The organism is Erwinia sp. PsM31 (genome assembly GCF_030433775.1).
Taxonomy (GTDB): domain Bacteria; phylum Pseudomonadota; class Gammaproteobacteria; order Enterobacterales; family Enterobacteriaceae; genus Erwinia; species Erwinia aeris.
The window spans coordinates 46947-67733 of the sequence record NZ_JARUWZ010000003.1 but is presented as its reverse complement, the minus strand read 5'-3'; the positions used below and the strand labels follow the sequence as shown (position 1 = coordinate 67733).

Sequence of the window (20787 nt, the reverse complement as noted above, 5' to 3'; positions counted from 1 at the left end):
ACAGATAACAGAGGGAGAGGCGCACGTGAATTTTCAGCAACTTAAAATCATCCGGGAAGCGGCACGCTGCGAGTTTAACCTGACCGAAGTGGCTAATGCGCTCTTTACCTCCCAGTCAGGGGTCAGCCGCCATATACGCGATCTGGAAGATGAGCTGGGCGTGGAGATCTTTATCCGTCGCGGCAAGCGGCTGCTCGGCATGACCGAGCCAGGCAAGGCGTTGCTGACTATTGCCGAACGCATCCTGGATGAAGCCGGAAAGGTGCGCCGTCTGGCCGATGTCTTTACCAACGAATCCAGCGGCGTGCTGACCATCGCCACCACGCATACCCAGGCGCGCTATAGTCTGCCAAAGGTGATCAAAGCGTTTCGCGCGCTCTATCCCGGTGTTCGCCTGGAGTTAAATCAGGGCACGCCGCAGGAGATTGTCGCCATGCTGATGGCGGGCGAAGCCGATATCGGTATTGCCAGCGAACAGGTCGTCAATAATCCGTCGCTGGCGGCTTTTCCCTGGTTCAGCTGGCATCATGCGCTGCTGGTGCCAAAGGGGCATCCGCTGGAGCAGGAGCAGCCGGTTTCGCTGGCGGCGCTCAGCCGCTATCCCTTAATTACCTATCGCCAGGGCATTACCGGCCGTTCCCGCGTTGACCGCGCCTTTCATGCCGCCGGGCTGACGCCGGATATCGTGCTCAGCGCGCAGGATTCCGACGTGGTAAAAACCTATGTCGAACTTGGGCTGGGCGTGGGCGTGCTGGCGGATCAGGCCTGCCAGCTGGATGCGCAGGCCGCGCTGACCCGGCTGGAAGCCAAACACCTGTTTGAATCCAATACCGTCTGGCTGGGCCTGAAGCGTGGGCAGCTACAGCGCAACTACGTCTGGCAGTTTCTGGAACTGTGCAACGCCAACCTGTCGCTGGAAGAGATCAAGCGCAAGGCGCTTTCCACGCATGACGCGGTAGAACCGGTGCTGGATTTTCAGATTTAAAATTTCAGAGGCGTCCCGAAGAACAGCAAAGAAAGCCGTTCGCCCGGCAATATTGCCTTGTTTTTGCCCCTGGGCCTGGGTAGCTTGCGTACGGTGTCGTGCAGCAAAAAAATTTTATGGTGGGGTTTTATTCATTGGATGCGATCCATAGTGGTAATAGCCTTTAGCGCGCCTGGCCAGGCGCGCTATCGCCGTACAGCATGTTATTGAAAGCAAAGCGGCGGGGCGATCGCATAGTTAACACTGCCAGCAAGTAAATCAACGGCGAACGACTATGCTGTAAAGCAGGTTTATCCACTCAGGGGGTTGTATGGTTGTTGCTAAAAGAACGCTGCCTTTTGCTCTCCTCGCTATTCTATTGACCGGCTGTGCCAGTAAAACCGCCGAGCAGTCGCAATATTCCGGCTTTTTAGGAAACTATGCAGAGATAAAACCGGTAAACACAGCAAGCGGGCATGAAACGCTGCGCTGGATTGCGCCCGATTATCAGTCAGATCGTTATACCAGCCTCTATTTTGCGCCTGTTACTTATTATCCTCGCGCGTTACCCAACAGTCGGGTCTCTGCCGCCACGCTGGAGCAAATCCGTAGCTATACCGAATCCAGTCTTAAAAGCGCGCTGGCCGGGCGTAAGAAGATTGTCGACACCCCTCAGCCTGGCGGTCTGATAGTGAAAACGGCCATTACTGCCGTAACCGCTGAAAACAAAGATCTCCAGTTTTATGAGGTGGTGCCGGTCGCCGCCGTGGTAGCAGGCACGATGGCCGCCACCGGGCATCGCAGCCAGAACGCCGAGCTATTTATCGAGGCGGAAGCGATTGATATTGCTACCGGCAAGCCGGTTATTAAAATTATCCGTAAAGGATACGGTAAAAGCGTGGCGAACGGCACTGTGCCAATTACCCCGGCGGACGTGAAGGGCGCTATTGACGATATGGTGAAGGATGTGGCGACGTTCTCAACGCCATAGCCAGGCTTGCGGCGGTAAAGCGCCAACGGCCTGACCGCTGTCGGAAAGTATGTTTGAAAATTTATAAAAATGAACGGAGAAAATTATCGGGCCATGATGCGGCCCGATAATCGCCCCCAAATAAGCTTTCCCTTATTCAGCGCATAAAATGTAGTTGTGCAATATCTGACATTATCCGGCCAATCATAATTTTTCTGGGCTCGCTTAAGCCCTGTTATCTCCGCCCGCAGCATAAACCTGCGCCGCGCACGGCTGCGCGTCCACAGTATAAACCTCTGTTGCACATGGCCGCGCGTCCACAATATAAATCTCTGTTGCACATGGCCGCGCGTCCACAGTATAAATTCCTGTTGCACATAGCCGCGTCCACAATATAAACCTCTGTTGTACATAGCTGCGCGTCCACAGTATAAACCTCTGTTGCAAATGGCTGAGCGTCCGTAGCATCAACCTGCGGCATATATGGCTGAGCGTCCTGACCTGTGCCGTACAAAGGCTGCGCTATGCGCGGTAGTTTTATCCCACGTTTAAAACCAGGCGCAAAAACCTCAGGCTGGAACGGGGCCTGACGCCTTTCCTGCGAGAACCGGGTGCCGGGCGACTGGCCGCTGATTTAGCGACCGATTCTGCGCCGGTGGTTGATCCCACGCCGTCCCGCTATGCCAGGCTGACAGACGGCAGCGGCCAGCAACAGCCAGGCATGATTTAAGGAGAAAAGGATGAACATAGTAACGATGAACGAGCAGCATCTTGATGCCGCTTATGCCCTGACGCAGCGGTTACATTGGCCGCACCGCCGTGAAGACTGGCAGCAGGCGCTGGCGCTGGGTGAAGGCCTGGCGGCGATGGAAAACGGCGAGCTGATTGGCACCGTGCTTTACTGGCGCTGGGGCGACTACGCCACCCTTGGTCTGGTGAACGTCGCCGGCAGCGCGCAGGGCAAAGGTATCGGTAAACAGCTTATGCAGACGGCGCTGGCCGCGCTGGAAGGGCATCAGCTGCGCCTGCACGCCACGGAAATGGGCAAAGGGCTGTATGAAAAGCTGGGGTTTGTGGTCACGGGAACGATCGCTCAGCATCAATGTCGCGCGCTGGCACCGGGCGAACGCGTTCTACCGCAGGCGTCGCAAAGCCTGCGCCCCGCTCGCCGCGAAGAGCTGACGGCGCTGAGCAAGCTGGAAACCAGGGCGCACGGGCAGCATCGTCCGGCACTGATCGCCGAGCTTTTTGCCAGCGCAGACCGCTTTCTGGTACTGGAAGAGCAGGATCAAACGGCGGGATTCGCCTGCCTGCGCCGCTTCGGGCACGGCTTCGCTATCGGCCCCATTATCTGTGCCAGTCTACAGCAGGCGAAAGTACTGGTCAGCGAACTGCTTGCCGGTCTGGAAGGCGCCTTCGTCCGTATCGATACCGACAGCGCCTGCGGGCTGGGCGAATGGCTCGTCGCCCTGGGTATGGTTCAGGTTGACAAGCCCATCACCATGTATAAAGGCACCCCCTGGCAGCCGCAGGACGTGCGGGCGTTCGCGCTGGTGAGCCAGGCAATGGCATAAATATCCTCCAGCAATCAGAGCCGGAGCGCGGCCTTATCCGGGCGGCATTGGTGGCGGAGCCGGCGGCGTAAGCGGTGTTTCGCCAGTAGCCGGATATCGGCGAGGCGTTACATATCCCTGTTCTGGTACAGCTGCAAAAGGACGGTCGCATCAATCATGTAGACCTTGCCGACGCTGTCGGGCTTTCACCCAGTCCCTGTCTACAGCGGGTAAAACGTCTGGAAACGGCAGGGTTTATTACCGGTTACGAGGCGCACGTTAATTTACCTAAAATTACCGATTCCGTTACCGTCTTCACCGGGGTTACGCTGGCCGGACACCGGCGCGAAGACTTTATGCGTTTTGAAAACGCGCTCCGGGAGGTGGACGAACTGATGGCGTGTCATTTGATTACCGGTGGATACGATTATCTGCTGCGTTTTATTACCCGCAGCATCGAACATTACCAGGAAGTCATTGAAAGCGTTCTGGACGCTAAAATCGGGATAGATAAATACTTTAGCTACATTGTTATTAAATCGCCGATCCTGAAAAGCAGCGTGCCGCTGCGTTCGCTTATCTTTCGTCAAACGATGGAGTTCTGATGGCTGTCGGACATAATGACGGCAAAAATGTTATGAAGGGCGTTATCCTTTCTTATTTTCCCTGGTTGGCGATACGCCAGGGATAGTTCGCTTTTCACCGTCGCGGATGATACCAGTCATTAATTCTGGCGCCATGCTTTACCCGCCAGATCAGGAAAAAGTTTTTTCCCGATGCGTTTCCCGTTGTCCCTCAGCCTGTAAGAATGTTAAAAAAGAGACATCCTGTCTCTGTTATCACGCATTTACCTGTGCGGCGTCAACGGTGTCTAACGCATATTTCAAAGAGAACTCACGTTCTTTCAGATAGTAGATATAGGTTTTAAGCTCCGGGAATGATTTTTCGACTCTGTAACTTAACTCACTGAAATTGCTTATTTTGCTTTGATAAAATGACACCATTGATTCACTGATTAGCCCAACGGCTTCGCCATTGGCAATCAGCGAAATATAATCATAAATATCATCCACGATAATAACCTGCGCCGTAGGACACATAGTCAGGATTTTGGCGTGCGCGTTTTTCACATAGTGTTCGTAAAAGCCATTGGTAGGAATGATGACGGGCGTGTTTTTTATATCGCTAAGCTGCGAATCGGGGAACTTTTTAGAATAGAGATAGCAGGCGGGCTCGCTGAAAAAATTCATCGACAGGATCCCGTTATCGTTGATTTCCCGATGGGAAATAACGCCGTGGATCTCGCCGGAAAGCAGCGATTCCACCGAAGTTTTGGTATCGCAGGAACAATAAGAGACGCTTTCGGTCTTCTTGCGGGTTTTTACCAGCAGGTTGAATAAAAAGGGATTGAGGTTTTCTACACCAATCATCAGGCCACGGCGAATATTAACGTTGGTTCTTTTTCGTGAAAAATAGTCTTCCAGTTCCGTCATCTTATCGTAATGCGGCATTATTTTATCGTAGAGTTCCAGCCCTTTTTTGGTCAGGGTGAAATCATGGTCCGTGCGTGAAAATAATTTAAATCCCAGCTCGTCTTCTAATATTTTTATCCGGCGAGAAATAGGGGAAGAGGTAACGAATAATATCTCAGAAGCCTTCTTTAATGACTTCTCTTTCGCCAGCACAATAAAGCATTTCAGATTAGATGACAGAAACATAAAACCTCCAGATCGTTTAACAACTGTTAACTTAGCGTAAATTTATGAAAAATATAGCATACTTACGAAAGCTCTGGATGGGGGGTATTTACAAAATAAGACTGTTTTTATTTTGCTAATCATAGAGATGCTAATTTCTACGCGTGAGCATCATTTTTTAAAATTGTATGAATGGCCTTCAATTATTATCCTGTCAATTCTAAAAACTAAAGCAAGAAATATGGTTTAAACCGCGTTTTTTGGTGGAAACCTAAACCAACATTAAATGCAAGCCTGCAACCCATCAGAAAATGCAACCATCGTATAATATATATTTAATAAAGAGGCTTTAAATGAGTGTCATTGGTGACAACAACCAGGATAATTTAACATCACAACAGGTTAAGTTAAATGAAATGGTCAGGAACTTAAACGTACTTGATAAAGATGGCAAAGCTATTGACTTCGACAGAATTGTATATCTTGCGCATTCAGCTAATGAAGAAAATAACTTTTCTATGCTGAACTCTATTGATGAATTACGGGCGCACGAGCCTGCCGCCCACGGCGAACTGGCTATTGTGCTTTCTTATAGTGCAGGAACCGGCTACGGCGGCGGTATTTTTATCAGTGACTTTAACGACAAGACGGCGCCGGAAGATGGCGGCATGACTATCGTTACTCCCCGAAATATGCGCTGGAAACGTTATATTACCGATAACGCGGGCGTAACCGTGGTCGATTTTGGCGCTATCCCGGATGGCAAAACGGACTGTCTGGAAGCCGTTACCCGCATGTGGCACTGGTCACGCATCATGGATCGTCAAAACAATGTACGTACCCATGAAAACGTCGGCATCCGCTTTCCGGCAGGTAACTTCTTTATCTCTAAATTTGATTTCTCCGGCCAGGAGGTAAACCGTTTCCGTCTCTCTGGCGCCCACGTCAACTTCGGCTACTTCCCTAACACCCGTCTTTTCTCTGACCAGAAAGACGGCGAATACATGTTTACCGTCAACGCCCGTTGGACCTATATCAGCGGCATTATCGTTAACGGGCAGGACAACACTAAAACCAAAGGTTTCTTTAAAAATATCATCCCCGGCGGTCAGTATCTGCGCGTGACCGGGGTGCATTTCCAGGATTTGGGCGGCCGCGCGCTGGATCTGCTCGATACGCTGGATTGTAAGATCGATCAGTGGTACGCCACCCGCTGCGCCGGCAGCGTTATCTATGGCCGCTGGTCCGATCGCGCCGCTGGCTCCTGGGATCACCTTACCGCTATCGAGCTCAGCAACTTTAATATCCAGTACGGCGTGAAGTCTGAAATGATCGATCTGCCGCGCGCGACGCAGTGCGTGCTGCATAACGGCTGGATTGAGCATACCGAATTCCCCGGCGACCTTTCCAACGGCCAGTGGAAGGTCAATGCGCTGAATCTGGAAGGCAATAAAAATCCGCTCAAGTGCCATCATACGCGCCTTATTTCTACCATGCTGAATGTGCATAACGGCGAGGGGCTGGATCTCTCTGACAGCGGCGAGCGCTGGCTGCCTGTATATGAAGAAGGGCAGATATTCCTTGAAAACCACGGCGCGCGTATTGAAGGTTCGCTGAACTACGAGTACATCACTTCCCAGGAACGTATGGATAACCGTCAGGATCGGGAAACCTGGTTTAAAGTGGGCGAGATTGAGATGCCGGAATGGACCACGCAGATGCAGATGCGCATTATCGGTTCCTCTCAGTTTAATGCGATGCCGGAAACGCAAATCGACTTCACGTCACGCACGCCGGAAGGCGAAGCGATAATCTCTATTCAGAACGTGAACGGCAGCTTTAACGCCTCCTGGGCAGCGGAAGGATCGTGCCCGGTGACGCGGGTCAGGGTGAGATCGCTGGGCAGCAGCAGAGGGGAAATATTTGTTAAGCTGGCTAAATACACCGGCTTCTGTATCGCTCTGATCACCACTAACTGCCACGATCGTTTCTCGCGCGGCGTTCATTTCCGCTTTATCAAGTCTTATACGCAGGTTTCTGCTGCGGAAGCGGCCGTGCTGGATGCCGAGCCGGTAACGGCATTTTTGCAGCACTGGGAAGGAACGGATCGGGTCGGCTATGGTTACAACAATAATAACGACCTGATTATGCGTGGCCGCGTGGTCAGCACCGCGTCGGTTGGTACGGCCAGAGAATGCCTGCGGGTAAGGGTAAACGGTCTTGATTACGCGATTGAACTAAAACCCATAAACAGCTAATGCCCATTAGTGAAAAACCGGCCTTAATATGGCCGGTTTTTTTCATGTTACCCTTGCATAAAATAACGCAATATTTATTTTTATTTTATTTACCCACCTGAATCTCTGGCCGCATCTACTGCTCCTTTCCCTGATTAATTACCAAAATGAAATGACGATGTAATGGAATGCCTTTGCTGGTATTTGCGCAAGGTTATAAAATTAAATAATGGCTAAACATATACGTTCTTATACTGTAATTTTAAAAGTAAATAGAATAATCAAAGGTGTTTATTCAGGGTTTAAATAAAATTAAATGACGAGGTGTTTCTATAAATAACTCATATAAAACAAAGGCTTTTCAATTATTAATAGCTGAATGCAATTATTGGGTTTGTCTGTTTTTCTTGGCTGAATAAAATAGAACGCATGCAGTAAGCGCATTATTTTGCTTGCTGGCTGCATAACAAAAAGAACATTTTACATAATGAAATATGCATCATGGCAGATGCATATGGAGGAATTATGCCAGCTTCTAAAAATTTATCGGCAGGTCAGATTGCCGGAAACCGCTCCGCGCAAAATAAAATCGTTATGGGCTTCTGGCACAATTGGCCAGCCGTAGGCGCTCAGGGTTATAAACAGGGCCGCTTCACGGAAATGACCCTGTCCGAAATTCCTGTGCAATATAACATTATCGCCGTCGCTTTTATGAAAGTGCTGGATGACAGCGACCGCATCCCTGATTTCAAACCGTATAAAGGAACGGATGCTGAATTCCGCAGCGAAATCGCGAAAGTGCAGGCTCAGGGCCGTAAGGTTCTGATTTCCATGGGCGGCGCCGATGCGCATATCGAAATGCACGCCGGGGACGAAGTGGCGCTGGCCGAGCGTATTATCGCGCTGAGCGATAAATATGGCTTTGACGGCCTGGATATCGATCTGGAGCAGTCTGCGATTACCGCTGCCGATAACCAGACGGTGATCCCTGCTGCGCTGCGCGTGGTGAAAGATCACTACCGCAAGTTCGGTAAGAACTTCATCATCAGCATGGCGCCAGAATTCCCTTACCTGACCAATGGCGGCCATTACAGCCCTTATATCATCGGCCTGGAAGGCTACTACGATTACGTTGCGCCGCAGTTCTATAACCAGGGCGGCGACGGCGTCTGGGTTGATGAAATCAACCAATGGGTGTCGCAAAGCAACGACGCGATTAAAGAAGATTTTCTCTATTACCTGACTGAAAGCCTGGTCACCGGTACCCGTAATTTCCTGAAGATCCCAAGCGAAAAATTCATTATCGGCCTGCCAACCAATAACGATGCGGCAGCGACCGGTTATGTCATTAATCCACAGGATGTGAAAAATGCCCTGGCTCGCCTTGAGGCCGCTGGTCTGCCTGTTGCGGGTCTGATGACCTGGTCCGTTAACTGGGATGCCGGTTTTACCAGCGATAACGTGCCTTACAACTGGGAATTTATCCGTCGCTACGGCTACCTGGCCGGTGATGGCGTGGTGCCTGGGCCGACGCCAACTCCGGAACCAACGCCTGAGCCTACTCCGGAACCAACCCCGGAACCAACGCCTGAGCCAACTCCGGAACCAACCCCAGAGCCAACGCCTGAACCGCAGTTTGAACAGTGGCGCGCGGGCGTGCGTTATATCGATGGTGCCCGCGTGAGCTGGCTGTCACGTAACTATATCTGCGTCATGCAGCATGACTCTAACCTTTTCTGGACGCCTGAGCTGGCTACATCGCTCTGGCAGCCAATTTCCACCAATAAAACCACTACGGAATTTAAAACAATGTCAAATAACATCGGTCCGGCACTGCGCCATGGTCATATCGCCACGCCAGCTTCACGTGCTTTCTTTGCATGGCAGGAAGGCAAACTGAACGCCGGTCAGCTGAACCAGCGCGAAGCGGGTAAATTCTTCCCGGCTGCGCAGAGCGGTCTGCGTGACGCTGTAGCGCCGGACGACAGCCCGAATGCTGTGCCACCACGCGACGGCGAAATCGCCAGCGCCAACCAGGGCGACGGTCGCTTCCTGGATGAGCCAGGCACCCACTGGAAAAAACACACGGTAACCCCAGGCGAAATCATGAAATTCGTCTGGACCTATACCGCAGCTCACACCACTCGTCGCTATAACTACTTTATTACCCGCGAAGACTGGAATCCAAACCAGCCGCTGAGCCGCGCGCAGTTTGAATCCACGCCGTTCTTTAAAGCGGAATTTACCGAGCAGCCTTACTGGAGCCACGGCGCCACGCTGCGTCCGACCGGCCCAACCACGCATGAAATCCAGCTGCCACAGCGTCGCGGCTACCATGTGCTGCTGGCGGTATGGGAAGTTGCCGATACCGGTAACGCGTTCTACCAGGTTATCGATCTGGATTTCGTGGGCAACGGCAACGGCGGCGAAACTGCGCCTGCGGTGCCAGCCAGCCTGCACGCGACCGATATCACCACCAGCAGCATTGCGCTGGCGTGGAACGCTTCTTCAACCGCAGGCGTTTCTTACCGTCTGTATCGTGACAACAACATGATCTTCAACGGTACCCAGCTGAGCTTTGTGGATAACGGCCTGGAGGCAAACACCGCTTACCGCTACACCATCAGCGCGGTCAGCGCTACAGGCAGAGAATCCGTTCGCAGCGAAGCTGTTATCGTGACCACTAAAAATCCTGACGCCTCCACCACGCCACCAACTGCGCCAGCACAGCTGCACAGCATGGGCGTGACCGCAGACAGCGTTGCGCTGATGTGGGGTTCTTCTCAAGGCAGCAACGCCATTGCCGGCTACATCGTTTACCGCGAAGGTGATGAAATCGCTCGCGTGGCGGCTTCTCAGCTCAGCTATACCGACAGCGGCCTGCGTGCAGAAACCACTTACCGTTACTTTGTTGCCGCTGTGGATTCTCAGGATCTGCTTTCCGTTCCGAGCAACGTACTGAGCATCACCACTCTGGCTAACTGCAACGACGACAACGGCAACGACGACAACGGCGATAACGGCCAGTATCCGGCATGGGTGCTGGGCGGATCTTACACCGCTGGCGATATCGTTACCCATCAAGGTAAAAACTGGGTTTGTATCCAGACGCATGTTGCCCACGCCGTTGACTGGGCGCCGGGTCTGGCAGAAACCCTGTGGCGTCAGGCACGTTAATTTATCCTTGCGGGCCAAAGGGACGCGGCCCGTTCGCCTGACATAAATTAAATCAAATCACGTTGTTAAGTCGTTAACGGCTACTACAGCGTGATTTTTAATACGCCTTCGCCATTTAACAGCCGCGCGTATTAAAAATCACGTCGGTTTGTCCGTCATTAATCAGCCAGCCGAGCGCTGCATACAGGCAACAGCGTTAATCAGCAAACAGAGAACGGAAAGCAGAATGAATATTAGCGAAAAAGGTATCCGCTTTATTAAAGAGGAGGAGGGCGAGAAGCTGAGCGGCTATCTGGATTCGGTGGGGATAGCGACGATTGGCGTAGGGCATACCGGCCACGTCGATGGCGTTGCCGTCAGCAAAGAGATGATGATCAGCGCGGAAAAATCCACCGAGCTGCTGCGCAAAGATTTAGCGGTCGTCGAGCAGGCTATTGCAAAGCATGTCGCCGTGCCGCTTAGCCAGAATCAATATGACGCGCTTTGCAGCCTGATTTTTAATATTGGCGTAACGGCTTTCGTTAATTCCACGGTCAGAAAAAAACTGAATGAAAAACACTATCAGGAAGCCGCAGAGGCTTTTCTGCTGTGGAAAAGAGCGGGCAAACTGGTCAATCTCCTGCTGCCGCGCAGAAAGCGCGAAAGAATGCTGTTTTTGACGCCGGATGCGCAGCGCTGAAGGCTGACGGGACGGCCCAGTCTGATTTTCATCAGAACGCCACGCATTTTTAACGTCGCTGTCATTTTTTTCTGCCATGCTTAAAAACTTAACGGCTATTCCGTTGCCGTCCGTTCTGCGGGCCGACCAACCAGCCTATTATCTCACAGGAAAATTTATGACTTTGATTGCCAGCTTCAGCCACTCTTTTGCCGATTCGCAGCGCGCCTTCCGCCTTATTCTGAAAGCGATAAGCGAACCCGGTGTAAAAGTGACGCTGCCGCAAATCCCGGTATGGGGCAACGCTTCGCCTGCGGCAACGGCTATTTTAATGACGCTGGTGGATCGGGAAACGCCGTTCTGGCTGGACAGCTCGCTCGGCGACGAGGCGATGCTGGAAAATCTACAGCGTTTTGGCGCCAGAACCACGGCCAAAGCGGAAGCGTCGGTGGCGCTGCTTCATGCCGCTTCCGACATGGCCATTGCGGAATTTTCGCCAGGCGACGCGCCCGCCACCGTGATTATTGAGGTGCCTGCGCTAAGCGGCGGCCTGACGCTGCGCTTAAGCGGCCCGGCCCTGCGTGAGTCTCGCGCCGTTGCGCCAAAGCTGCCGAAAGCGGTTCTGCATTACCTGCGTGAGCGGGTACACTCTTTCCCTCAGCCGATCGACCTGATTTTTACCTGCGGCGATCAGATGATGGCGCTGCCGCACACCACCAACGTTGTGGTCTGTTAACCGGCAATCTCCCACCACATTTTATTCAACGAGTAGTAGCGATCGTCAGGATTAGGCTGACGCTCCCACGGCTTATCGATAATGTAATGAATATTCTTCACTTCAGGCAGGTGCCACATGGCGCTGTGCTGGAAGGGAAGGGTTTTCAGCGCATTATAGATATAGGGCAGCGGCCGCCAGCGTTGATGATAGTAGTCGTTAAGAAAATCCTGCTCGGCAAACAGATAGCGCGACAAATCCTTCACCTCCGCCAGCTTTTGCAGCATATCGTCATAGACGGCGCGATCCGGCGTCAGCACCAGAAAACCTCCGTTCAGATAATTATCCACTTCGTCAGGCTGCTCCGTATGATCCACGCCCCGGCAGTAGCTATAGAAGCAGTTTTCCGGCGTCCAGTTTTTCGGGTAGCTCGGGATCTTGTTAGGATTGCAGCGGCAGGCGTGGCACGCGGCGATACTCTCTTTTGCCAGCGTCAGGGCAAAGAGTTCATCCATGTTCTGCACCACCAGCATGTCCGCATCTAAGAAAACGATACGCTTAAATTCCGTCAGCTGCCAGGCGGCCAGCTTGGTCCACACTTCGGAGAAGCGCGCGTTGGCGTAGTGCTGCGCCAGGCTGCTGTCGGGGCTGATCGGCTGCACTTCACGCACCAGGCAGCCTTCCTGCTCCAGGATCTGCCGGCTTTGGGCGTCGATATTTTCCGTGACCATTACCACCAGCGGATAGCGGCTGCCGCTTTTTTTCAGCGAGCGATTCAACGCGCTGACGCCCACCAGATAGCCCGGCTGCGTCAACAGGGTTGCCCATGCCTTCATTGGCATTCTCCTTAATTAATCAAACAGTGCTGCGGTAAACGCATTATCAAATTTATGCTGCGGATCCAGCGTCTCGCGAACCTGCCGAAACGCCTGCCACTGCGGGTAAATTTCCGGCCAGTGGTAAAGCGACTCGTCAAAGTATTTGCCCCAGTGCGGTCTGCCGCCTTCCGCCGCCAGCACCCGCTCGATGGCCTGCAAAAAGCTGACGCCCTCTTCAGAAAGCGAGCCGTCTTCGGCGTAATAAACCACAAAGCCAAAGAAACAGGTATCGACGCCGTAAGCCGGGCTGAGCCAGCTGGCGGAAGGGCCGGTACAGCGCAAGATAATCGGGTAGTGCATATGCGGCTGCGTTTCGCTGTGCCAGTCTTTAATCTTACGGATGACCTCGCCCACGCGCGACATGGGAATACCGATTTCAACGTTGATCTGCGGCGTAGCGATACCGCGACAGAACACCTGGTAAACGTCGCCGGTTACGTCGGAGAAATCTTTAAAACGCGTGACGGTGCGGAACGGCTTGCCGTTTTCATCCACGATTTTGGTATCGCTGCGCATATGTTCCAGCGTCTGGTCGATGGTTTCGTTCATCGCATCGCTGGTTTGTTCCTGCTTCACCAGATCGTTATTATTGGCGCGATACTGCGCAATCTCTTCGCTATCGGCTTCGCGAGCCGTCCAGACGTGCACCTGATTTTCGTTAGGGAACCACCAGGCTTTGCTCAGCGCATAGTTATGGTTCCAGTCATAGATATCCTGCTCCAGGGTATCGCCGCTGACCGCATTTTTATAACAGGTGTAGATCAGCGAAGATCGCGTGCGCAACGTTACCTGGGTCACAATGCCCAGCGCGCCCACGCCCAGCTGCACGGCGTGAAAGAAAGGATGATCGCGATCGAAATCCGCCACCGTGCCGTCGGCCAGCACCATGCGGATACTCAGCGCCTCGTCGGCGATAGAGCTTTGCTGCAGACCCTGACCGTGCGTACCGGTCGCCAGTGCGCCCGCCAGCGTTTGCGCGGCGATAACGCCAGGGGAGGCGGGCAGCATTTTACCTTCGGCGCTCAGTATTTCATAAATCTCATGCATAGGCGTGCTGCCCGCAAAAGTCGCGCTGTGCTCATCCATCGCGATTAATCCTCGCAGATGACGCAGATCCAGCAGCGTATCGCCTGCGGCGACCAGTTTCAGCACGCGGCCAGGCGACATTTTATTGCCCATTACGCGGATTTTACCGCGGCTGGCAGCAATCAGGCGGCACAGCTCTTCTTCCGTTTTGGGGGCGCTGACGGCGTGGCTGTCGGCCAGCGTCGCGTTCTGCGCCCAGTTCATTATTTTGCCTTCTTCGGCATCCGGCTTACGGCGTGGGTAACCGGAATTTTCGCTTGCCATTGGCAACTCCTGGCGTGAGGCCTTTCAAAAGATAAAATGCGGGACGAACTAAAGGGGTTAACCTCAGTAAGCGTAGCTGAATCACCCTGGAACAACAGCGGTTCAGGGTAAAAAAGTTGTACAACATATTTGTAAGTTGTACAACCTTATGCGGCACCGGGCCGCAGATAGCGCAGCGTGGCATCCACTACCAGCTGGCGATTGCGGGCAATACTTTGCTGTTCGCTTTCGTTATCGCCAAACAGCGTATTGAAGGTGTAGCGGTTAGAGACATTATGCGTACAGATGCTGCTAATCAGGCGGTGCACGTCCACCGTATTGACGTTGGGGTCGAAAACGCCGTCGGCTTTGCCCCGCGTTAAGATCTCTTCCAGCACGTTAAGCGCGCTCTGATTTAACGTCTTAATGCGCGCAGACTGGCTGATATAGCGGCCGCGCATCAGGTTCTCGCTGCATACCAGGCGCATAAAGTCGGGATGGGAGAGATGATAGTCAAAACTCGCTTCCGCCAGCCTTTGCATCGCCAGCTGCGGCGGCAGTTCGGTCAGGTTCAGCTCGGTTTCGTGCTGGCGAATAGCCTGGTAGACCTGTTCCAGCACCGCCATGTACAGGTTTTCTTTATTGGTAAAGTGGTAGACCACCATACGTTTAGTGGTGTCGGCGTGGTCGGCGATCTGCTCCATGCGCGCGCCCTGTAAACCAAATTCGGCAAAAGTAGCCAGCGCGCCGGCAAGAATACGTTTCTTTAACCCTTCCGGGTCGTTTTTTCGTTTGGCAAGTGCGGGCATAGCAAATCAGTTAATCCGTGATCCAGAGCCTGAGCGGCTGAAGCGGACAAGAATACCATAAAACCCTAAGCTGATTTTTGGGAAAGGTTGGAAGAAGTGGATATTTCCCTGCCAGGCGCACCTGCGGTTAAATCCGCTTAACGCATCCATCCGCTTTGCAGGAGAAATTTATGTCTCGTCTGAAAAAGTATCTTGCCGCCTTTTCCGGCTGGTTTACACCATCGGTTACGCCCGAAGAGAGCATCGATCCGTCAAGGCTGAGCGAATCGCTGCTGCCGATCGGCCAGCTGTACGGCTTTGAGATGAGCTGGCTGCGCGCAAGGGGCTACGGTGAAAAATAATCGCTACCGCCTGACGCTGCGCTACAGCTACTGGAACGAGCTATGCGCTTTAGCGTGCCGCGTCTTCAGCAACGCGGCACGTCTTCGCTTTTAGTGTAGCGGCCAGTTGCCGGCCAGCTCCAGCGCGGCGTGACTAATAGCCTCCACGCTTTGCTCAAACTCTTCCGCCGTCATTTTTTCCAGCTCGCTAAAGTGCTCTTCCTTGCCATGTAGCGCAATGGCATGGAGCGCAGGCTTAAGGTGATCCGGCAGCGCCGACCAGTCGCTTAACGCTACGCCTTTCATATAGCCAATGCACCACTCTTCCACGATAGTGACTTCCAGATCTTCCTCGCTGCTGGTGCCGAACAGCGGCTCGAACTGCTCGGGATACTCTTTCAACCGCTCGGCGATATCGTTCTGATGCTGCGTCACCAGTTCGGTGAAACGCTGCTGGTCTGTTTCATTCCAAAGTGGAAGATTGTTTTCGCCGCCCCAAATAATGGCCTGCAAACGCTCGTCGGAGACAGGTTCCGGCGAAGAGAGCAGGGCGGTTAACAATCCATCCAGTTCTGAGGCATCAAGCACCGCGTCATCGGTGCCGTACTGCGCCAGAATATTATCGAGCCATTCCAGCTCTTCAGCCGTTAAGGGTCCTTGTTGCATGTTATAACCTCTTTTTATTCCGTGAATGACTGTTTCAGGGCGCTATTCTCGATGCCAGGGGCGCAAAAAGCCATCCTGTCAGCCCGCTGCCGCTAAAAAAACGTCCTGCTATCGCGATCTGAGCGACTGGTGAACGCATCTGTGCTCTGACAGCAAGTATGATGCCTTTGTTAAATTTTGGCGGCTAAAGTTGTTGGATTTTCAGCGGGCGTAACGTGAAGCCAACAGACAGGAAAGCATTTTGATGGAGGGGCAGGAGGTAATCTGTTGAAAAAGGCAAACCTGACGCCCATTTATTTGTAATTATTTTAAGGCATATGATGACATCCTTGATGTATGTAAATACCCTCTGTTAATAGTGTTTTACTTCCATGAATTCGCTTTCTTCTGATCTTTCAGTACACGATAATTAATACTAAATTGACAACACCTGCATTTAGCGTACAGGGTGATTATTCTGATGAAACTGACATCGTTTAACAGAAATATATATTTAATTTCGTTTTAAAATAATTTAATGAAAAGGTTCTGCGATATCTTTTGGTTATCATGCTATAGAAATTTTTCATTTCACAGAGTGATAATAACAGGGGTAATTTAAAGCACTACTGATGTTAAGAGCATAAAGTAATGAACCTGAATAACAACAAAGTAAACGCAAAATCAACAGTTGATATTTCTTTAGTTCATAAATTACATAAGGATGAAATGTTTTTGTTGAATTGTATTCCTTTTGATTCAGGATACAAAGCTAATGCACGGTTATCTAAACATTCCTACTTTTGCGATCATATTAAGCCACTAACCGATCTAATGTTTATACTGGAATGCGCCAGGCAAGCTGAAACTTATATTTTACACAAGTATGAACATCAATCAGCTGATACCAGGTTTATTTTAACTGAATGGTCAAGTAGTATTTCTGGGTATTTTACGCCGACTGTTGATTTACTGGATGAAAATATTAATCTTACTATAAATACATATAATTCACGCCGTGCCCAGAATAAAATTCTTTCGCAACAATACAAGGTTGACGCGCGTCTAGGCCATGTTGATATGGCAACAATTTATATGTCTGTTAAGTATATGACGGATGAAGCATACCGTAAAATACGTAACATAATAAATAAAAATGCGCAGAATCAAAGCGAGTTTATTTTTAACCAAAGCATGAATGTATCACCGGAGTATGTATATCGCAGTAATGTTAATAATATTGTTATTAAAGCGCCACAATTTAAAAATCATAAAGTAATATCCTCGCTTACAGTGAACATGAATAATACGGCCTATTTTGACCATCCCCAGGATCATTATCCTGCGATGGTTTTAATGGAAGCTGGAAAGCAGAACTGCCAAATCTTGATTTACATAACTAAATTAAATTCGACTCCGATATTAACTACAATGAAAAGCAAGTTTTTCCATTATGCAGAACTTGATAAGGACATTCAAATCATTTCGGAGGAAATACCCGGCATGCAGCGGGATGAAATAGAATTTAATGTATTATTGGTACAGAAAGGGAAAAGTATTGCCGAAATGGTGTATTTATTCAAAATGATTGATATATAAAAAAAGGTTATTATATGACAGTTGTAGCAGACAAAGTGACAAATATTCTTGTTGATAATTTCGGACTTAATAAACAGAATGTCAAAACTAACGAAAGTCTCGAAACACTGGGCGTTGATTCAATCATAGTGATTGAGATTCAGCTAGATCTGGAAAGGGAGTTCGGCATTAAAATTCCAGACGGTGATATTCTGCCTGGCTTTACCGTCAATGACATTTCAGAGTATATTCACAAAAGGGTATGACGTCATGGCTGAAAATAGACTTCGTATTGCGGTTACCGGGACTGGTTTGGTATGCCCTGCCGGAATGAATGTGCCTACAAGCTGGGATTTCGTTCTTAGCGGTAAGTCATCAGCAGCTAAATGCAGGCAGCTTGAAGGGCTTGAAATTGATTATGCATGCAGCCTCACTGATTTCGATCCGGATAAGTTGCTTGGACGAAGTCTTGCAAGGCGTATTGATCGATTTATCCAGTTGGCACTGGTTTCTTATCGTCAAGCTGTAGCAGAAGCCGGGCTGGATCCAGCTAAATGGAATGGTAAACGTATTGGTGTTGTGGTAGGAAATTCGCTGGCGGGTATAGAACGATTTCTGTCTGAGCAGCATGTTCTTGAGTCTGAAGGTGAGCGAATGGTATCACCTTCAACTATTCCAGGTGCAATGATGAATATGGTCGCAGGCCAGATAGCTATTGACTGCCATGCTACCGGTCCCAGTTTATTAGTAAGTACAGCATGCGCTTCCGGTATTACTGCCGTTGATACAGCCTGCAACTTGATCAAAGAAGGACGATGTGATGTGGTAATTGCAGGTGCTACAGAAGCACCCATTGTTCCTTTAATTGTTAGTAGCATGAATCGGCTTGGGGCATTGTCGAAAAATTCTGATATTAAGCATGCGAGTAAGCCATTTGACCGCGATCGGGATGGTTTTGTTATTTCCGAAGGCGCCGGTTTTATGATTCTGGAATCAGAAGAACATGCCTCTGCCAGAGGGCAGGAAATTCTGGCGCTTATCAGTGGGGTCGGTACTTCAACAGATGCATATCATGTCACAACGCCACAACCTCAGGGACGGGGTCTGTCTGAGGCCATTCAGCAGGCGTTAGAAAATGCTGGATTAAAAGGAAAAGATATCCAGTATGTTAATGCTCATGGAACGTCAACACCACTCAATGATATCACTGAGAGTAGAGTCATTGAAAAAGAAATTGGTAGACATGCTCCGGTTAGTTCATTAAAGGGTGCAATAGGGCACACATTAGCAGCAGCCGGAGCGGTGGAAACTGTGTTAACCATCCTTTCTGTTAAACATGGTATTATCCCTCCCACTGCAAATCTGATAAATCTTGATCCTGATATTAACCTTGATATTGTTTTTGGTAAGCCGCGAGAACTTAATATCCGCCATGCATTAAAACTGTCAATGGGATTTGGTGGTCATAATGGTGCGCTTATTATTTCTTCTAATAATTAGGTAAAATATGACTACTTTAAGTAAAATAAAACTTGTTGCTATTGACGTCGATGGTGTACTTTTAACTGATACATATAGTCCGGCAATCAAATCATTTGTTGAGAAACATGGAGGTGTTTACACATCTGAGCTTGAACGACTAGTGTGGGGATCACCTCATATTGCAGGTGGTCACAACATGTCATTGGCCTGTAAACTGCCCTGGTCAGCACAAAAAACTATTGATAAATTTTTTCTTCATCATGCTGAATATATAAAAGAGCATCCAATAGAGATTATTGCGGGTGCAGAAAATTTCCTGGGATTGTTACAGGATTTTAATGTCAGGGTAACTTGTTACGGTGGCCGAACAAAGGCGTACATATTTGACAAGTATATGCCTTCTCTTGAAAAATTTTTCGATGAGGATAATCCTTATATAGATACCAATTCAATTAGACCGGGTTTGTTGGAAATTACCAAGGACATATTTAAACTGGATTTTAATGAAGTGTTATTCATTGATGACATAAACCGCATGGCTGAGGTTTCCAGGTATTACAGAACCGGTTTTATCGGTACACCGGTAACGAAGTATCAGAAAGAGCAAATGCAGGATACCGGCGTGAAACATCTAGTACCCTCAGTAGCTGAAATTACCAGAGATATGCTGACTAAAATAGACAGCGAGCTGGCATCAGATAACCTCTGGTTATGAATGTAAACAATAAAGAGAGTTCCTGATTATGAAAAAAAACAAAGTTGGGCATTCTGCGCTCAGCGTTACAGCAGAAGGTTATGGCTGCATGGGACTGTCAGAATTTTACGGTCCGACATCAGAATATGATGCAGAGAAAATTCTTCATAGTGTTATTGAGAATGGGATTAACTTTCTGGATACCGCTGATATTTATGGTTACGGAAACAATGAAAAACTTCTCGGGAAAGTTCTGCAAAACTACCCGGAGGATGAGGTTGTTATTGCAACTAAATGCGGGGTTGTTAGGGATGTTAATAATCCTCTTTATCGGGAGGTTAATAACAGTTGCGACTATATTCTGCACTGTTTTGAGAAGAGTTCGGAGCGTTTGAACAGAAAGATTGATTTATATTATTTACATAGGGTGATTCAGAATCCGGACTCACTCAGAGAAGCAATGACAACCATGTATGAGTTAAGATCTGATAGCAAAATTAGTGCAATAGGCTTATCAGAAGTCAATGCTGAAACTATACGGTTTGCGCACGAACTATTGATGGAATTGTCCGGAAATCAGTTTGGCCTGAGTGCAATCCAGACCGAGTATTCTCTAATGTCACGTGATATTGAATGTAATGGCGTCCTTGATACATGCAAAGACCTCGGTATTTCGGTTGTAGCTTACAGTCCTGTGAGCAGGGGATTGCTTAGTGGTAAGCTACAGAATCTGAATGCACTTTCCCAAAATGACTCACGTCGCTATCTCCCGCGTTTTATGGGAGATAACCTCAAAGCAAATAATAATATCGTTAATGAATTAATGATATTTTCTACAGCCAATGGAATGACTCCTGCGCAGCTTGCGCTGGCATGGATCATAAATAACGACGCCGAAATTATCCCTATCCCTGGGACCCGTACACCACAATATCTGGATGAAAATATTCGGGCAGCTGAAATAACGTTAACGCCAGATCAGATAGTCACGATTACTGAAATACTCTCAGGCCATGAAACTTCGGGAACACGTTATCCTGAGGAGTTCATGAAAGCATACGGCATGATTAAATAAACAGGT

General features: G+C 49.8%; 19 protein-coding genes. 14 read left to right on the top strand and 5 right to left on the bottom strand.

The features are described 5' to 3' along the window. Nucleotides 1-25: 25 nt before the first annotated feature. The 4 genes from cbl to QCD69_RS03300 all read left to right on the top strand — a co-directional run bounded on the left by cbl (nucleotide 26) and on the right by QCD69_RS03300 (nucleotide 4092). Nucleotides 26-985, top strand: a complete 960-nt coding sequence (gene cbl, locus QCD69_RS03320) for an HTH-type transcriptional regulator Cbl (protein ID WP_253460357.1) — start codon at nucleotides 26-28, stop codon at nucleotides 983-985. Nucleotides 986-1295: 310 nt separating this feature from the next. Continuing rightward, nucleotides 1296-1955 carry a DUF3313 domain-containing protein gene (locus QCD69_RS03315; protein WP_301251012.1) on the top strand — a complete coding sequence of 220 codons (660 nt, stop codon included), beginning with the start codon at nucleotides 1296-1298 and terminating at the stop codon, nucleotides 1953-1955. A 719-nt stretch (nucleotides 1956-2674) separates the two neighbouring features. After that, on the top strand, nucleotides 2675-3508 hold the full coding sequence (locus tag QCD69_RS03305; protein WP_301251010.1) for a GNAT family N-acetyltransferase: 834 nt from the start codon (nucleotides 2675-2677) through the stop codon (nucleotides 3506-3508). A gap of 95 nt (nucleotides 3509-3603) precedes the next feature. Further along, a complete protein-coding gene (locus tag QCD69_RS03300; protein ID WP_301251158.1) occupies nucleotides 3604-4092 on the top strand; it encodes an Lrp/AsnC family transcriptional regulator in 489 nt (162 codons plus the stop codon). A gap of 234 nt (nucleotides 4093-4326) precedes the next feature. On the opposite strand, the gene QCD69_RS03295 is transcribed toward QCD69_RS03300, so the two are convergent. After that, on the bottom strand, nucleotides 4327-5205 hold the full coding sequence (locus tag QCD69_RS03295) for a LysR family transcriptional regulator (protein ID WP_253460371.1): 879 nt from the start codon (nucleotides 5203-5205) through the stop codon (nucleotides 4327-4329). Nucleotides 5206-5702: 497 nt separating this feature from the next. On the opposite strand from QCD69_RS03295, the gene QCD69_RS03290 reads away from it, so the two are divergent. The 4 genes from QCD69_RS03290 (at nucleotide 5703) to phnH (ending at nucleotide 11992) form a co-directional block, all read left to right on the top strand. Beyond that, complete coding sequence (locus QCD69_RS03290; RefSeq protein WP_253460374.1) at nucleotides 5703-7442, top strand: hypothetical protein; 1740 nt, start codon at nucleotides 5703-5705, stop codon at nucleotides 7440-7442. 504 nt (nucleotides 7443-7946) lie between these two features. After that, a complete protein-coding gene (locus QCD69_RS03285; RefSeq protein ID WP_301251008.1) occupies nucleotides 7947-10598 on the top strand; it encodes a lytic polysaccharide monooxygenase in 2652 nt (883 codons plus the stop codon). Nucleotides 10599-10824: 226 nt separating this feature from the next. Next, the gene (locus QCD69_RS03280) at nucleotides 10825-11277 is read left to right on the top strand and encodes a lysozyme (RefSeq protein ID WP_253460380.1); all 453 of its coding nucleotides are present in this window, start codon (nucleotides 10825-10827) and stop codon (nucleotides 11275-11277) included. Between the two features lie 157 nt (nucleotides 11278-11434). Continuing rightward, nucleotides 11435-11992, top strand: coding sequence for a phosphonate C-P lyase system protein PhnH (gene phnH / locus QCD69_RS03275; protein ID WP_253460383.1), 558 nt, complete (start codon nucleotides 11435-11437; stop codon nucleotides 11990-11992). On the opposite strand, the gene QCD69_RS03270 is transcribed toward phnH, so the two are convergent. The 3 genes from QCD69_RS03270 to QCD69_RS03260 all read right to left on the bottom strand — a co-directional run bounded on the left by QCD69_RS03270 (nucleotide 11989) and on the right by QCD69_RS03260 (nucleotide 14987). Beyond that, a complete protein-coding gene (locus QCD69_RS03270) occupies nucleotides 11989-12807 on the bottom strand; it encodes a glycosyltransferase family 8 protein (protein WP_301251006.1) in 819 nt (272 codons plus the stop codon). The genes phnH and QCD69_RS03270 overlap by 4 nt on opposite strands. Before the next feature lie 15 nt (nucleotides 12808-12822). After that, a complete protein-coding gene (locus QCD69_RS03265; RefSeq protein ID WP_301251004.1) occupies nucleotides 12823-14199 on the bottom strand; it encodes a D-arabinono-1,4-lactone oxidase in 1377 nt (458 codons plus the stop codon). 146 nt (nucleotides 14200-14345) lie between these two features. Next, nucleotides 14346-14987: a TetR family transcriptional regulator gene (locus QCD69_RS03260; protein ID WP_253460391.1), complete on the bottom strand. Its 642-nt coding sequence runs from the start codon at nucleotides 14985-14987 to the stop codon at nucleotides 14346-14348. A 170-nt stretch (nucleotides 14988-15157) separates the two neighbouring features. Here QCD69_RS03260 and QCD69_RS03255 point away from each other — a divergent pair, with 170 nt between their 5' ends. Further along, entirely contained in the window at nucleotides 15158-15328 is a 171-nt protein-coding gene (locus QCD69_RS03255) for a hypothetical protein (RefSeq protein ID WP_301251002.1), read from the top strand. Between the two features lie 90 nt (nucleotides 15329-15418). Here the strand turns inward: QCD69_RS03255 and QCD69_RS03250 are convergent, their stop codons facing one another. Then, on the bottom strand, nucleotides 15419-15973 hold the full coding sequence (locus QCD69_RS03250) for a UPF0149 family protein (RefSeq protein WP_253460397.1): 555 nt from the start codon (nucleotides 15971-15973) through the stop codon (nucleotides 15419-15421). A gap of 630 nt (nucleotides 15974-16603) precedes the next feature. On the opposite strand from QCD69_RS03250, the gene QCD69_RS03245 reads away from it, so the two are divergent. The 5 genes from QCD69_RS03245 to QCD69_RS03225 are packed head-to-tail and all read left to right on the top strand — an operon-like array spanning nucleotide 16604 to nucleotide 20781. Continuing rightward, nucleotides 16604-17551 carry an AfsA-related hotdog domain-containing protein gene (locus QCD69_RS03245; protein ID WP_301251001.1) on the top strand — a complete coding sequence of 316 codons (948 nt, stop codon included), beginning with the start codon at nucleotides 16604-16606 and terminating at the stop codon, nucleotides 17549-17551. A gap of 14 nt (nucleotides 17552-17565) precedes the next feature. After that, entirely contained in the window at nucleotides 17566-17796 is a 231-nt protein-coding gene (locus QCD69_RS03240) for an acyl carrier protein (RefSeq protein ID WP_301251000.1), read from the top strand. A 4-nt stretch (nucleotides 17797-17800) separates the two neighbouring features. After that, nucleotides 17801-19030: a beta-ketoacyl-[acyl-carrier-protein] synthase family protein gene (locus QCD69_RS03235; protein ID WP_301250999.1), complete on the top strand. Its 1230-nt coding sequence runs from the start codon at nucleotides 17801-17803 to the stop codon at nucleotides 19028-19030. Nucleotides 19031-19037: 7 nt separating this feature from the next. Further along, nucleotides 19038-19727 (top strand): hypothetical protein, encoded by a 690-nt coding sequence (locus QCD69_RS03230; RefSeq protein WP_301250998.1) that lies wholly within the window; start codon nucleotides 19038-19040, stop codon nucleotides 19725-19727. Between the two features lie 28 nt (nucleotides 19728-19755). Then, the gene (locus tag QCD69_RS03225) at nucleotides 19756-20781 is read left to right on the top strand and encodes an aldo/keto reductase (RefSeq protein ID WP_301250997.1); all 1026 of its coding nucleotides are present in this window, start codon (nucleotides 19756-19758) and stop codon (nucleotides 20779-20781) included. Nucleotides 20782-20787 lie beyond the last annotated feature (6 nt).